Origin of the sequence: Amycolatopsis kentuckyensis, assembly GCF_002155975.1 — a bacterium.
Classification (GTDB): domain Bacteria; phylum Actinomycetota; class Actinomycetes; order Mycobacteriales; family Pseudonocardiaceae; genus Amycolatopsis; species Amycolatopsis kentuckyensis.
Genome location: NZ_MUMI01000360.1, coordinates 1 through 12,862, shown reverse-complemented (window position 1 = coordinate 12,862; position 12,862 = coordinate 1). Strand labels below are relative to the sequence as shown.

Sequence of the window (12,862 nt, the reverse complement as noted above, 5' to 3'; positions counted from 1 at the left end):
ACGGGACGGGCGCGTGGCAGAGCAGCGCGCCGGGGCCGGCGGTGAGCAGCTGGACGAGCACGCCGAACGCGGTGAGCAGGGCGGTCCTGCCCGAGGTCGTCCGCTCGCCGTCGGTGATTTCGCCGACGACGCGGGTGGCGCTCTGCCGGTGTTCGCCGAGCGCTCCGGCGGCCACGAGCTCCCGGTGCCCGGTGACGAGCTCGACGGCACGTTCGGCGAGTTCGGCCCGCTTCGGCGCGCTGTCCCGGGCGGCTTCGGCGGTGCGGCGCACGACCAGCCACGGAAGGAGGACCCCGGCGACGACCAGCCCGGCGGCAAGAGCCCCGGCGGCCGGCAGCGACGCGGTGGCCGTGACCCCGACGGCGGCGGCGCCCACGATCGCGGCGACCCCGGCGGGCAGCAGCCACCGCAGGACGGCGTCCTGCAGAGCGTCCACATCGGACACCAGGCGCGTGACGAGGTCGCCGCCGGAAAACCGGGATCCGGGGACGAGGGCCTGGTAGACGCGGGTCCGCAGCGAGCCGAGCCACCGGAGGACGACGTCGTGCCCCGCGAGACGTTCGGCGTACCGGAGGCCACCGCGGAGCAGGGCGAGGGTGCGCACGGCCACGATGGCGACGGTGAGGGCGGCCAGCGGCGGCCGTTCGGCGGCCCGCAGCAGCAGCCAGGCGGCGGTGGCCATGAGGGCCAAGGCGGCCAGCTCGGCGGCGGCCCCGAGGAGGGCGGCGCGCAGGAGGCGGCGGAGGTCCCTGGTGGACACGGCCCAGAGGTTCACGCCGCCGCCTCCGTGCCGACCCGGCCGCCGCGGAGCTCGATCACCCGGTCGGCCAACGAGACCATCGCCGGGCGGTGGGCCACCAGCAACGCCGTCCGCCCGGGCAGCAGCCGCCGGGTCGCCGACAGCACCGTGTCCTCGGTCCTGGAGTCCAGCCGAGCCGTCGGCTCGTCCAGCAGCACCAGCCCCGCCGACGTCCGCGCGAGCGCCCGCGCCAGGCCGACCCGCTGCCGCTGCCCCGCCGACAGGACCTCGCCCAGCTCACCCACCGGCGTCCCGAACCCGGCCGGCAGCCCCGCCGCCACCGAATCCAGGGCCGCGGCCCGGGCCGCCGAAGCGACGTCCGCCGAGGGGAGGCCGAGAGCGATGTTCGAAGCCAGCGAACCCCGGAACAACGTCGGCCGCTGCGGCACCCACGCCACGTCGGCCAGCCACTCCGCGGGCGACAAGGACCGCAGGTCCACCCCGTCGACCAGAACCCGTCCCGCGGACGGCGGCACGAACCCCAGCAGCACCGCCAGCACCGTGCTCTTCCCCGAACCGCTCGGCCCCACGAGGGCCACGCGCGCACCGGACGGCACCGAAAAGTCCACTTCGGACAATGCGGGCACCCCGTCGTAGGTCACCGAGACCCGGTCGAAAACCACCGAAGGCGCGCCCCGCCGCCGGGTGAGCACGGCCGAGCGGGAACGGACGACCGGCACGCGGAGGGCCTCCCGCAACGCCGTCAGCCCCTCCGCGGCCGCGTGGAACTTCGCGCCCGCCGCCCGCAGCGGCAGGTACGCCTCGGGGGTCAGCAGCAGGACCAGCAACGCCGGACGCGCCTCCAGCCCGCCCGAGAGCAGCCGGAACCCGATCGGCACCGCGACCAACGCCACGGACAACGTCGCCACCAGCTCCAGCACCAGCGCCGAAAGGAACGCCACCCGCAACGTCTTCATGGTCGCGTCGGCGTGGGCGGCGGCCATCGAACGCACCGTCGCGGCCTGCTCGGCCGCCCGGCCGAACACCTTCGACGTCCCGAGCCCCCGGACGACGTCCAGGAAGTGCCCGCCCAGCTTCGTCAGCAGCTCCCACTGGACGGACGCCTTCGCCTGCTTCCCGGCCAGGACCGCGAACACCGGGATCAGCGGCAGGGTGCCGACCACGACGAGCGCCGAGGTCAGGTCCGCGGTGAACAGCCGCACGATCACCGCGACCGGCACCACCACCGACACGACCAGCGACGGCAGGTACCCGGTCAGGTAGCTGTCCGTGGCGTCGACCCCGCGCGTGATCTGCGTCGCGACCACGCCCGCCCGATCCGAAACGGACCCGAGCAGCCGAAGCCGCAGCGCGCCGCGAACCGACGCCGCAAACCGTCCACTGAGGACGGAGTGACCCCAGGAAAGCCCGGCCCGCGCCGCGATGGCCACGACCAGGAACACCGAGACCCCGCCACCGGTGAGCAGCGTGGCGAGCCCCTCGGCCTGCAGGAGCACCGAAACCGCGGTGAGCACCGCGAGCAATCCCAAAACGAGCAGGTACCGCCGGAGTCCGGGCAGAGCGGGCACGACGTCCTCCTAGAAGTGCAGCAGCGAGCGCTGGTCGACGGGACGGCGGTGCGCACGCCAGGTCAGCCACTGCACCACCAGCAACACCAGCACCGCGGGCGGCGCGAACCAGGCCAGCACCGCGAACGTCTCCGCCGCCGTCGCCGCCTGGTCGAGTGTCAGCGCGTACCCCGGCGAAGCCAGCACGGCCGGGAACCGCAGCGTCCCGGCGAGCAGCGCCGGGCAGGCCGAAAGCACCATCGAGCCGACGAGCGCGACCCGGTACCGCCGCGCCGCCAGCCCGAGCCGGGCAACGGCGAAAGCCGCGAAGGCCAGCGCGCCGACGACCGCGCCGAACACGGAACCGCCGTCGAGCGCGAAGTAGCCCCACACCGCGGCGATCACGAGGAAGGCCAGCACCGGCGCCGAGAAGGCGCGCGCCAGCCGCGCCGCGCGGCCGGTCAGCTCGGCCGGCGCCCGCACGGCCAGGAACGCCGCACCCTGCAGGCAGAACAGCGCGACGAACCCGAGGCCCCACAGCACCGCGTACGGCGAGAACAACGCGAGGACGTCCCCGGAAGGCGAGCCGTCGGGGGACAGCGGCAGCCCGATGACGAGGTTGCCGAGGAACAGGCCCCACGACAGCGCGGTCACCAGCGCGCCGCCGACGATGCCCGCCGTCCAGGCCCCGCGGCGGGCGTCCGGGCGGCGGCTGCGCAGCTGCATCGACGCCGTGAACGTCACCAGGCCGAGCAGGAGTGTCACGACCAGGACGTACGCCCCGGCGAAGACCTTGCCCTCCAGGTGCGGGAAGGCGCCGAAGAGCAGGCCGACGGCCGCCACCAGCCACACCTCGTTGGCCAGGAAGAACGGCCCGAGCGCGCCCAGCGTCCGGCGCCGCCGCCGCTCGTCGGCCTCGAACGCGGGCAGCAGCATGCCGACGCCGTAGTCGTACCCCGCGAGCGCGAAGTACCCGCAGGTCAGCAGGCCGAGTACACACCACCAGAAGGTCGCCATCGGTCAGACTCCGCTCAGGACGGGCTGTCCGGCGGGCGCGTCGACCGGCTCCGGGCCGCGCTTGGCGACGCGCGCCATGAGCACCCAGTCGGCCACCGCGAGCGCGGCGAACAGCAGTGAGAAGGCGATGAAGGAGAACAGGATCTGGCCGGCCGGGACGTCCGCGATCGCGTCGGCGGTGCGCAGCTTCCCCCAGACCAGCCACGGCTGACGGCCGAGCTCGCGCACCAGCCAGCCGAGGATCGCGGCCACGAACGGCAGCGGGATCGCCGCGACCATCAGGTAGTGCAGGAACCGCGCTTTGGTGAGCCAGTTCCGGACCAGCAGCAGCGCGCCGAGCAGCGCACACAGGAGCATGACGAACCCGAGCATGATCATCAGGCCGAGCGGCAGGCCGACACCGCCGTCCTTCAGCTTGTCCGGCTGGTACTTCGCGAGCTCGCCGAACTGGGCGAAGCCCTGGTTGACCACGAAGACCGACCCGATCAGCGCGGCGACCACGCCGAGGCGCATCGAGCGCCGGAAGAACTCGACCTCGGTGGTGCGCTTGAGGAAGTGCCAGGCGCTGACACCGACGACGAAGAACCCGCCGGTCACCAGCGCGGCGCCGAGCACGTGCGGCAGCGACGCGGCCAGTGCCGGGTTGGCGAACAGCGCGCCGAAGTCGTCGAGGCGCAGCGTGCCGTTCTCGACGCGGCTGCCGACCGGGTTCTGCAGGAACGAGTTGGCCAGCATGATGAACAGCGCCGACGCGTACGCGGTCAGCGTGACCAGCCAGATCAGCGTCAGGTGCAGCCACCGGGGCATCCGCCCGAAGCCGAAGATCCACAGGCCGAGGAACGTCGACTCGAGGAAGAACGCGACCAGCGTCTCGATGGCCAGCGGCGCGCCGAAGACGTCGCCGGCGAAGGCGGAGAGCCCGGTCCAGGTCAGCCCGAACTGGAACTCCATCACGATCCCGGTGGCGATCCCGAGCGCGTAGTTGATCACGTACAGGCGGCCCCAGAAGCGCGTCATCCGCAGGAGCTCGGGCTTGCCGCCGAGCGTCCAGCGCGTCTGCATCACGGCCACCAGCGTGACCAACCCCAGCGTGAGCAGCACGAACAGGAAGTGGAACGAGGTCGTCGTCGCGAACTGGAGTCTCGCGATCGGAAGAGCGTTCATGTAGACAGGCTACACATAGGCTGCCTACATGTAGCGAGCCGACGTGTAGACTGCGTACCCATGAAGCCGGACACCCTGCGCGGACACCTCGACGCGCTGCTGCTGGCCGTGCTCGACGGCCGGAAACTGCACGGCTACGCGATCATCGAGGCGCTCCAGCTGCGCAGCGACGGCGCGCTCGACCTGCCGACCGGCACCGTGTACCCGGCGCTGCGCCGGCTCGAGCGGGCCGGCTGGCTGGCCAGCGAGTGGGACGTCGTGTCCGGCCGCAAGCGGCGGACCTACCGGCTCACCCGCTCCGGCGAGCAGGCCCTGGCGGCGGAGCGCGCCGAGTGGCGGGAGTTCACCACGGTCATCGGGGGAGTGCTGGGGACATGATCGACGAATACCTGGGGGACCTCGACCGGCGGCTGCGGGGCTGCGGCCGGTTCAAGGCCGATCTCCTGGCCGAGGCCCGCGACGGCCTCGACGACGCCGCCGACGCCTACCGCGCCGGCGGCTGGACCGACGAGGAAGCCGAACGCCGGGCGGTCGCCGACTTCGGCCCGGCGGCCGTCGTCGCCCGCGACTACCAGGCCGAGCTCGGCATGCTCAGCGGCGTCCGCACGCTGTGGAAGCTGGTGCTGGGCGTGCCGGCGATGCAGATCGCGTGGGACTACGCGCGGATCCTCACCTTCGGCGAGTGGACGAAGCTCTCGACGCCGACGCCGGAGTGGTACAAGGTCGTCACGCACGTCGCCCACGGCGCGGTGTTCGTCGTGCCGGTGATCGGGTTGCTCGCGCTGCTCGGCATCCGCTGGCTGAGCCGGCGCCTCGACGGCACCGGGCTCGCCCGGTTCTGCGGGGTCCTGATCGCGCTCGCCGTCGGCGTCAACCTCGGCTCGGTCGGGCTGCTGGTCTCGGCGACCGGGTTCGTCGACGTTTCGCGGCTGTTCCTGAGTGTCCCGTGCGCCTTGCTGATGGTCGCCTGGGTGCTGCTTTCGCTCCGGCTCGTCGTGCTCGCGAGACGTTCGTGGGGTGGGTATGCCACGATCGTCGCGTGACGACCGCGCTGATCTACCTCGTAGTCATGCTGCTGGTGGCGGCCGTGGTGTTCCTGCTCGCCGCGGTGGTGTTCGGCCGGGGTGAGGAGCTCGCCCCGCTGCCGCCGGGCAGCTCGCCCACGCGGCTGCCCGCCGAGGACATCACCGGCGAGGACCTGACCGAGGTCCGGTTCCAGCTGGTGCTGCGCGGCTACAAGATGTCCGAAGTGGACTGGGTGATGCGGCGGCTCGGCGTCGAGCTCGACGAGCTGCGCGCCCGCGTCGCCGAGCTGGAGCAGCGCGAACACGAGCGGGAGAGCACGCCCTCGCCCGAGGCTTCCCCGTGACGGACCTGATCCTCTCGGTCGAGGTCCGCGCCCCGGCCGGGACGACCTGGCTCGCGCTGACCGACTGGGCACGCCAGGGCGAGTGGATGCTCGGCACCGAGGTCGAGGTGGTCGAGGGCAACGGCCGCAGCGTCGGGTCGCGGCTCTCGGCGTTCACCGGCGTGGCCGGGGTCGGCTTCACCGACACCATGGAGATCACCAGCTGGGAGCCGCCGGTGCGGTGCGGGGTCCGGCACCTCGGCAGCTTCGTGGCCGGCACCGGCGTGTTCCAGGTCGTCCCGAAGGGCGCGACGCGCTCGACGTTCGTCTGGGCCGAGCACCTGCGGCTGCCGTTCGGGCTGCTGGGCCGGCTCGGCTGGCCGGTCGTGCGGCCGGTGTTCCAGCTGGGGGTGCGCCAGTCGCTGCGGCGGTTCGCGCGGTTCGCGGAGAACTATTCGGTGGGTGGGAATGAGTGAGCTGGTCGGCGCCGACGGCGTCGCGCGGTGCAGCTGGGGCAACTCGACCCCGGACTACGCCGTGTACCACGACGAGGAGTGGGGCGTTCCGCTCCACGGGCAGGACGAGCTGTACGAGCGGCTGTGCCTCGAGTCGTTCCAGTCGGGGCTGTCGTGGATCACGATCCTGCGCAAGCGCGAGGCCTTCCGGAAGGCCTTCAAGCAGTTCAAGCCCGCGAAGGTGGCGAAGTTCGGCGACGCCGACGTCGAGCGGCTGATGCAGGACGCCTCGATCGTGCGGAACCGGGCGAAGATCCTGGCCGCGATCAAGAACGCGCAGGCCATCGCCGCGCTGGACCGGCCGCTCGACGACCTGCTGTGGTCGTTCGCGCCTTCCGCGCACCGGCGCCCGAAGACGATGGCCGACGTCCCGGCCGTCACCGACGAGTCCAAGGCGATGGCGAAGGAGCTGAAGAGGCGCGGCTTCGCCTTCCTCGGCCCGACCACCTGCTACGCGCTGATGCAGGCGACCGGCATGGTCGACGACCACGTCGCGGGCTGCTTCCGGGCAGCCTGAGCCCGGAAGCAGCCGCGGCGTCACTTGCCCTGGAAGGCCGGCTTGCGCTTGCCGACGAAGGCCTCGACGGCTTCGGTGTGGTCGGCGGTCGCGCCGAGCGCGGTCTGGGCGGCGTCCTCGGCGTCGAGGGCCTCCTCGAACGTCGACTGCGCGGCCAGGTTGAGCACGCCCTTGATCTTCGCGTAGGCGACGGTCGGGCCGGCCGCCAGCTTCGCGGCCACCTGCTGGGCGCGGGCCGCGAGTTCGGTGTCCGGCACGACCTCGCCGACCAGGCCGAGCCGCAGCGCCTCGGCCGCGTCGACAGTCCGGGCCAGCAGCATCAGCTCGGCGGCGCGGCCGTAGCCGACCAGCCGCTGCAGCGTCCAGGACGCGCCCGAATCCGGGCCCAGCCCGACGTTGGCGAAGGCCATCAGGAACGACGACGATTCGGCGGCGATCCGCAGGTCACTGGCGTAGGCGAAGGCGGCCCCGGCGCCGGCGGCGGTGCCGTTGACCGCCGCGATCACCGGCTTCTCCATCGCCACGATCGCCTTGACGATCGGGTTGTAGTGCTCCTTCACGGTGTGTAGCGGGGCGGGGTCACCCGCTTGCAGCAACCCCACGTGCTCCTTCAAATCCTGCCCGGCGCAGAACGCCTTGCCCGAACCGGTCAGGACGACCGCGCGGACTCCCTTGTCGTCCGCCGCCTCGCGCAGCGCCGCGAGCAGTGCTTCCTTCAGCTCCACGGTCAGCGAGTTGTACGCCTGCGGCCGGTTGAGGGTGAGGGTGCGCACCCCGTCGGCGTCGGCGGTCAACAGGACGTCGGATGTGGTCACGTCTTCTCCTTGCGCGGAAAACTTCGGTCGGCCGAGAGTCTTTCACCTCGCGCGGGCCGCATACCAGCACCGATACGGCGGCAAAAGATCGGTCCGCTGATGCGCCCGGCCGCTGATGAGGGACAATGGACAGCAGACCCGGCTGGCTTTCACGCGAGCGCGACCCGGGCGCGCCGGTTGAGACGGAGGGAGCACGCTATGGCGGCCATGAAGCCCCGGACCGGAGATGGTCCCCTCGAAGTGACTAAGGAGGGACGGGGCCTCGTGATGCGCGTACCGCTCGAGGGTGGTGGGCGACTCGTCGTCGAACTCTCCGCGGAAGAAGCGAAGGACCTCGGCGCCGCACTGGCGGAGGTCACCGGCTGAGCCGTCCTTCCCGATCCGTCCTTCCGTCGCACCCCGGTCTCCCTTCGGAGGCCGGGGTCGCGGTTCCTCTGCGCCCGAAGGTTGCTCACTGTGCGTAATCCGCTACCGCCCGTTCCGGCTACTCTGCTCGACATCGAGGTCGCGGCCGAACTCCGCCGCGGCGTCCCGACGGCCCGGCTGGTGGCCGCGCCCGACAACGATGACGTCGAGCCCTTGGAGATCGAGGGCGTCCGGATCACGGGCAAGGCGGGCGACGTCCAGACGGTGCCCGGGGGCGGGCCGCGCTGGATCTCGGGAATCGGCGGCGGCGAGCCGAAGGAGTACCGCAAGACCGGCGCGGCGCTGGTCCGCGCGGTGAACGCGGCGCTGGCCGACGACGTCGACAGCGGCGGCAAGGCGTTCCGCGCGGTGCAGCTGGAGCTGCCGGAGGAGGCCTCCGGCGAGCACGTCACCGAGCTGGTGCTGGGCCTCCTGCTGGGCGGCTACCGGTACAAGGTGTCCGGCGACGACCCGAAGCCGTCCGTGCGGACCGTCCGGCTGGTGGGGGACGACCCCGCGCTGCCTTCGCTGGTCGAGCGCGCTTCGGCGCTGGCCGCGGCGACGGCGCTGACGCGTGACCTCGCGAACACGCCGTCCAACGTGAAGACCCCGGCCTGGCTGGCGGACACGGCCGCGCGCGTGGCCGGCCCCCGCGTCGAGGTGACGGTGCGGGACGAGAAGTGGCTCGCGGCCGAGGGTTTCGGCGGTGTCCTGGCCGTCGGCGGCGGTTCCGCGCGGCCGCCGCGGCTGATCGAAATGGCGTACAAGCCCTCCGGGGCTTCGACGCACCTGCTCCTGGTGGGCAAGGGCATCACGTTCGACACGGGCGGCCTGTCGATCAAGCCGGCCGACGGGATGCACCTGATGCGCACGGACATGGCGGGCGGCGCGGCGGTGATCGCGGCGATCCGCGGCATCGCGGCGCTCGGGCTGCCGGTCCGGGTGACGGCCCTGGTGCCGTGCGCGGAGAACCACGTGTCGGGGTCGTCGTACCGGCCGGGCGACATCGTCCGGCACTACGGCGGCAAGACGACCGAGGTGGGCAACACGGACGCGGAGGGCCGGATGGTCCTGGCGGACGCGCTGGTCTACGGGATCCGCCGGTTCACGCCGGACTACGTGGTCGACGCGGCGACGCTGACCGGCGCGATGAAGGTCTCGCTGGGCCTGCGCACGGGCGGCCTGTTCGCCTCGGACGACTCGCTGGCCGCCCGGGTGTCCGACGCGGGCGCGCGGGTGGGCGAGGCGTGGTGGCGGATGCCGCTGGTGGAGGACTACGCGGAGAACGTCCGCGGCGAGTTCGGCGACGTGCGGCAGACACCGGGCGGCCCGGGTGGCATCACGGCGGCGTTGTTCCTGCGGGAGTTCACCTCGGGCCTGCCGTGGGCGCACCTGGACATCGCGGGCCCGGCCCGGTCGGAGAAGAACTACGACGAAGTGGTCCCGGGCGCGACGGGGTTCGCGGCGCGGACGCTGGTGGAGCTGGCGGCTTCGCTGGCCTGACGGCTCGCGAGGACGTGGTCGCGGAACCCCGTCACCGCCGGGGTCAGGGGTTCCGCCGCCCGCCAGGCCAGCCCGATCGTCCGGAACGGCGGCGGCGACAGCGGCACCTCCGCCACGCCCGCCGGCGTGCCGGGCCCGAACCGCGGCAGCAACGCCACCCCCAGCCCCGCCGCCACCAGGCCGCGCACGGTGTCCGACTCCTGGCCCTCGAACGCGATCCGCGGCGTGAAGCCCGCCGCGGCGCAGAGCTCGTCGGTCAGCGTCCGCACGCCGTACCCCTGCTCGAGGAGCACGAACTCCTCGTCCGCCAGTTCCGCCACCCGCACTTCGCGGCGCCCCGCCAGCCGATGGCCGGCCGGCACCGACAGCAGGATCTCCTCGTCCACCAGGCCCGCGCAGGCCAGCACCGGCACGTCGGGCAGCGGCGCCACCAGCGCCAGGTCGAGCTCGCCGCCGGCCAGCCGGTCGACCATGTCCTGTCGTGACCCCTGGACCAGCGTGAACCTGACGCCGGGGTGGCGCGCCCGGTACCCGCGCAGCAGCGACGGCACCAGCGACCGCCCGAGCAGGTGCAGGAACCCGAGCACGACGTGCCCCGACTCCGGCGACACCTCCTCGCGCGCCAGCCGCACGCCGGTGTCGAGCGCCGCCAGCCCGCGCTCGGCCGCCTCGGCGAGCAGCTCCGCCGCACGCGTCAGCCGGATGCCGCGGCCGTCCGGGACCGTCAGCGGCGCACCCAGCGCGTCCGCCAGGGCCGCGAGCCGCCGGCTCACGGTCGGCTGCGGGACACCCAGCAGTTCGGCCGCGCGTGTGACGTTCCTCGTCTCCCGCAGCGCGGCGAGCAACGGCAGGTGCGGCGCGACCTGCGCGGACAGCGAGTCATACGTCATCGCATCGATTCTGCCACCCGAAGGCATTAGACGTATTGGTTAGTCCTGCTTACTTTCAGGACGTGACCTCCACGCGCCGAGTCAAGACCGCCGTCGCCGCGGCCGGAATCTCCTCGTTCGCCCTGCTCTACGCGCCGCAGCCGGTCCTGCCGCAGCTCGCGGCGCAGTACCACCTCGACCCCGGTGGCGCGGCCCTCGCGGTCAGCGTCGCCACCGGCGCGCTCGCCATCGCGGTCCTGCCGATCGCGGCGCTGTCCGAGGTGGTCGGCCGCCGTCCGGTGATCCTGACGTCGGTCATCGCGTCGGTCGTGTTCGGCCTGCTTCTGCCGCTGATGCCGACGTACCCCGCGCTGCTGGTCCTGCGCGCGCTGCAGGGCGTCGCGATCGCCGGGTTCCCCGGGGTGGCGGCCGCCTACCTCGCGGAACGCCTGGGTCGCGCGGGCGTCGCGGCGGCGGTCGGCGTGATGATCGCGGGCAACACGGTTGGCGGCATGCTCGGCCGGCTGGCCAGCGGCTTCACGGCGGGCCCGTTCGGCTGGCGCGGCGCCCTGCTGGTCGTGGCGGGCGTGGGGGCGGTGTGCTCGGCGGTGACGGTCGCGACGCTGCCGCCGGGTTCGCGCCCCGGCCGCGGCCACGGTGTCGGGCGAGGGCTGCTCACGGCGCTGAGCAAGCCGGTCCTGCTGGCCCAATACGCCGTGGCGCTGCTCGCGATGGGCTCGTTCGTCGCCCTCTACAACGCGGCGGGCTTCCGGCTGACCGGCGACCCGCTCGGCCTGTCGCCGGCGGTCGCCTCGCTGGTCTTCCTGGCTTACGCGACGGGCTCGGTGTCGTCCGCGGCGGCGGGACGGCTGGTGGCGCGGGTGGGCCGCCGCCGGGCGCTGGTGGGAGCGTTGCTGCTGACGGCGGCGGGCGCGGCGCTGACGCTGCCGGACTTCCCCGTGCCGGCGCGGTGAGGCGCTCCGGCCCGCTGCCACCGGCCGGAGCGCCGTGCCGCGTCCCCCCGCGCGACCCCGGCCGCGTCAGGTGCCGGGGTTGGTGAGCACCGGGAAGTTGCGGGGGACGACGCACAGGCTCGTCACCGCGAACATCTCCAGTGAGCTGCCGATGCACCCGCTCGCCGGGCCGCTTTCCGCCTGGGCCGAAGCCGGTGCCGTGGCGCCGACGAGAACTCCGGTCGTCAACGCCAGCGCTGCCACTGCGGCCGTGATCCGTCGCATGGTGATCCTCCTGTCGTGGAGCCGGTTTGCGATCGGCGGGAGGCTGCCCCGGAACCCGGGCCGATGAACGGCTTCGCGGCCGATGGCACCGGTCCGGGTGACCCCCACCCGCACCCCACGAGCCACGGCCGGGCGGACCGGCGGCCGGCCACGCACCAGTAGGCTGAAGCGAATGAGCACGGTATCCACCCCGGAGCAGTCGATGGTCGAAACCCGGCACCAGACCCGGCTGCTGACCCTGCTCCGGGACGACGGCCCGATGTCGCGGGTCGAGCTCGGGGAGCGCCTGGAACTGCCGCGCGCCCGGGTGGGCGCCGAAGTCGCCCGGCTCGCCGAGGTCGGGCTCGTCGAAGCCGCGGGGCCGTCGGCCAGCCGGGGCGGGCGGCGCTCGACGCTCGTCCGGCTCGCGGGGGAGCTGCGGGTGCTCGCGGTCGACGTCGGGGCGACGTCGGTCGGCGTGGCGGTCACCGATGCGTCGTGCGAGGTGCTCGCGCACGCCGTCGAGGACTGCGACGTGCGGCAGGGTCCGCACCCGGTGCTGCGGCGGGTCGCCGAGCTCGCGGCGAAGGTCCGGGACGAGGCGCCCGGCCGGCTGGTCGCGGCCGGCATCGGGCTGCCGGGGCCGGTCAGCTTCGCCGAAGGCATGGCCGTCGCGCCGCCGATCATGCCCGGCTGGGACCGGTTCAACGTCCGCGACCACCTCGGCGGCCTGTGGGGCTGCCCGGTCGCGGTGGACAACGACGTCAACGCGATGGCGCTCGGCGAGCGGCACGCCGGGGTGGCCCGCTCGACCGACGACCTGATGTTCGTCAAGATCGGCACCGGGATCGGCTGCGGGATCGTGCTCGGCGGCAAGGTCTACCGCGGGGTCGCGGGCACGGCGGGCGACATCGGGCACATCCGGCTCGACGACTTCGGCCCGACCTGCGCGTGCGGCGAGGTCGGCCAGGTCATCGCCTCGCTGGTCTGCTTCATCAACCCGGGCATGGTGGTGATCGGCGGCGGGGTGGCCCAGCTCGGGCACCAGCTGCTCGCCGAGGTGCGCAGCGCGGTCTACCGGCGCTGGGTGCCGGTGGCCACCGGGAACCTGCCGATCGTGCTGTCCGAGCTGGGTGAGACGGCGGGCGTGATCGGTGCCGCGTGGTCGGCCACGGACCGGGCTTT

The 12,862-nt window shown here is 73.4% G+C and carries 15 protein-coding genes and 1 pseudogene; 9 read left to right on the top strand and 7 right to left on the bottom strand.

All coding sequences use genetic code 11. The features are described 5' to 3' along the window. The 4 genes from CCN39_RS31265 to CCN39_RS31250 all read right to left on the bottom strand — a co-directional run. Window positions 1-775, bottom strand: a 775-nt coding sequence (locus CCN39_RS31265; protein WP_491844431.1) for an ABC transporter domain-containing protein, incomplete at its 3' end; no start/stop codon positions are given. Then, window positions 772-2,328, bottom strand: coding sequence for a thiol reductant ABC exporter subunit CydD (cydD, locus tag CCN39_RS31260; protein WP_167455233.1), 1,557 nt, complete (start codon window positions 2,326-2,328; stop codon window positions 772-774). The genes cydD and CCN39_RS31265, both read right to left, overlap by 4 nt. Before the next feature lie 9 nt (window positions 2,329-2,337). Then, entirely contained in the window at window positions 2,338-3,324 is a 987-nt protein-coding gene (gene cydB, locus CCN39_RS31255) for a cytochrome d ubiquinol oxidase subunit II (RefSeq protein WP_086848050.1), read from the bottom strand. A 3-nt stretch (window positions 3,325-3,327) separates the two neighbouring features. Then, window positions 3,328-4,488 (bottom strand): cytochrome ubiquinol oxidase subunit I, encoded by a 1,161-nt coding sequence (locus CCN39_RS31250; protein ID WP_086848048.1) that lies wholly within the window; start codon window positions 4,486-4,488, stop codon window positions 3,328-3,330. Window positions 4,489-4,548: 60 nt separating this feature from the next. Between CCN39_RS31250 and CCN39_RS31245 the strand changes: the two genes are divergently transcribed. Genes CCN39_RS31245 through CCN39_RS31225 form a run of 5 tightly spaced genes read left to right on the top strand, consistent with a single transcriptional unit; the run spans window position 4,549 to window position 6,868 of the window. Then, window positions 4,549-4,866, top strand: a complete 318-nt coding sequence (locus CCN39_RS31245; RefSeq protein WP_086848045.1) for a helix-turn-helix transcriptional regulator — start codon at window positions 4,549-4,551, stop codon at window positions 4,864-4,866. Next, window positions 4,863-5,531, top strand: coding sequence for a permease prefix domain 1-containing protein (locus CCN39_RS31240; protein ID WP_086848044.1), 669 nt, complete (start codon window positions 4,863-4,865; stop codon window positions 5,529-5,531). The genes CCN39_RS31245 and CCN39_RS31240 overlap by 4 nt, the downstream gene beginning before the upstream one ends. Beyond that, complete coding sequence (locus CCN39_RS31235; RefSeq protein WP_086848042.1) at window positions 5,528-5,857, top strand: DivIVA domain-containing protein; 330 nt, start codon at window positions 5,528-5,530, stop codon at window positions 5,855-5,857. The genes CCN39_RS31240 and CCN39_RS31235 overlap by 4 nt, the downstream gene beginning before the upstream one ends. Continuing rightward, window positions 5,854-6,312 carry an SRPBCC family protein gene (locus tag CCN39_RS31230; protein WP_086848041.1) on the top strand — a complete coding sequence of 153 codons (459 nt, stop codon included), beginning with the start codon at window positions 5,854-5,856 and terminating at the stop codon, window positions 6,310-6,312. Before CCN39_RS31235 ends, CCN39_RS31230 begins: the two co-directional genes overlap by 4 nt. Beyond that, window positions 6,305-6,868, top strand: coding sequence for a DNA-3-methyladenine glycosylase I (locus tag CCN39_RS31225; RefSeq protein ID WP_086848039.1), 564 nt, complete (start codon window positions 6,305-6,307; stop codon window positions 6,866-6,868). Before CCN39_RS31230 ends, CCN39_RS31225 begins: the two co-directional genes overlap by 8 nt. A gap of 20 nt (window positions 6,869-6,888) precedes the next feature. Here the strand turns inward: CCN39_RS31225 and CCN39_RS31220 are convergent, their stop codons facing one another. Next, complete coding sequence (locus CCN39_RS31220; RefSeq protein WP_086848037.1) at window positions 6,889-7,683, bottom strand: enoyl-CoA hydratase-related protein; 795 nt, start codon at window positions 7,681-7,683, stop codon at window positions 6,889-6,891. Between the two features lie 198 nt (window positions 7,684-7,881). Between CCN39_RS31220 and CCN39_RS31215 the strand changes: the two genes are divergently transcribed. Both CCN39_RS31215 and CCN39_RS31210 read left to right on the top strand, forming a co-directional pair. Beyond that, window positions 7,882-8,049: a DUF3117 domain-containing protein gene (locus tag CCN39_RS31215; protein ID WP_013222969.1), complete on the top strand. Its 168-nt coding sequence runs from the start codon at window positions 7,882-7,884 to the stop codon at window positions 8,047-8,049. 90 nt (window positions 8,050-8,139) lie between these two features. Beyond that, on the top strand, window positions 8,140-9,591 hold the full coding sequence (locus CCN39_RS31210; protein WP_086848035.1) for a leucyl aminopeptidase family protein: 1,452 nt from the start codon (window positions 8,140-8,142) through the stop codon (window positions 9,589-9,591). Here CCN39_RS31210 and CCN39_RS31205 read toward each other — a convergent pair. Next, on the bottom strand, window positions 9,516-10,481 hold the full coding sequence (locus tag CCN39_RS31205) for a LysR family transcriptional regulator (RefSeq protein WP_086848033.1): 966 nt from the start codon (window positions 10,479-10,481) through the stop codon (window positions 9,516-9,518). The two genes, CCN39_RS31210 and CCN39_RS31205, sit on opposite strands and share 76 nt — an antisense overlap. Before the next feature lie 62 nt (window positions 10,482-10,543). On the opposite strand from CCN39_RS31205, the pseudogene CCN39_RS31200 reads away from it, so the two are divergent. Then, a pseudogene (locus CCN39_RS31200) lies at window positions 10,544-11,413 on the top strand (MFS transporter); the annotation flags it as partial. An 87-nt stretch (window positions 11,414-11,500) separates the two neighbouring features. Here the strand turns inward: CCN39_RS31200 and CCN39_RS51265 are convergent. Then, entirely contained in the window at window positions 11,501-11,698 is a 198-nt protein-coding gene (locus CCN39_RS51265; RefSeq protein WP_158104566.1) for a hypothetical protein, read from the bottom strand. A 172-nt stretch (window positions 11,699-11,870) separates the two neighbouring features. Between CCN39_RS51265 and CCN39_RS31190 the strand changes: the two genes are divergently transcribed. Further along, window positions 11,871-12,862: ROK family transcriptional regulator (locus tag CCN39_RS31190; RefSeq protein WP_086848053.1), on the top strand; the 992-nt coding region annotated here is incomplete at its 3' end.

Excerpts from the sequence above, each read along its gene's own strand:
- CCN39_RS31205 (WP_086848033.1), bottom strand. The coding sequence starts at position 10,481 with ATGACGTATGACTCGCTGTCCGCGCAGGTCGCGCCGCACCTGCCGTTG.
- CCN39_RS31225 (WP_086848039.1), top strand. The coding sequence starts at position 6,305 with ATGAGTGAGCTGGTCGGCGCCGACGGCGTCGCGCGGTGCAGCTGGGGC.
- CCN39_RS31250 (WP_086848048.1), bottom strand. The coding sequence starts at position 4,488 with ATGAACGCTCTTCCGATCGCGAGACTCCAGTTCGCGACGACGACCTCG.
- CCN39_RS51265 (WP_158104566.1), bottom strand. The coding sequence starts at position 11,698 with ATGCGACGGATCACGGCCGCAGTGGCAGCGCTGGCGTTGACGACCGGA.
- CCN39_RS31215 (WP_013222969.1), top strand. The coding sequence starts at position 7,882 with ATGGCGGCCATGAAGCCCCGGACCGGAGATGGTCCCCTCGAAGTGACT.
- CCN39_RS31240 (WP_086848044.1), top strand. The coding sequence starts at position 4,863 with ATGATCGACGAATACCTGGGGGACCTCGACCGGCGGCTGCGGGGCTGC.
- CCN39_RS31245 (WP_086848045.1), top strand. The coding sequence starts at position 4,549 with ATGAAGCCGGACACCCTGCGCGGACACCTCGACGCGCTGCTGCTGGCC.
- cydB (WP_086848050.1), bottom strand. The coding sequence starts at position 3,324 with ATGGCGACCTTCTGGTGGTGTGTACTCGGCCTGCTGACCTGCGGGTAC.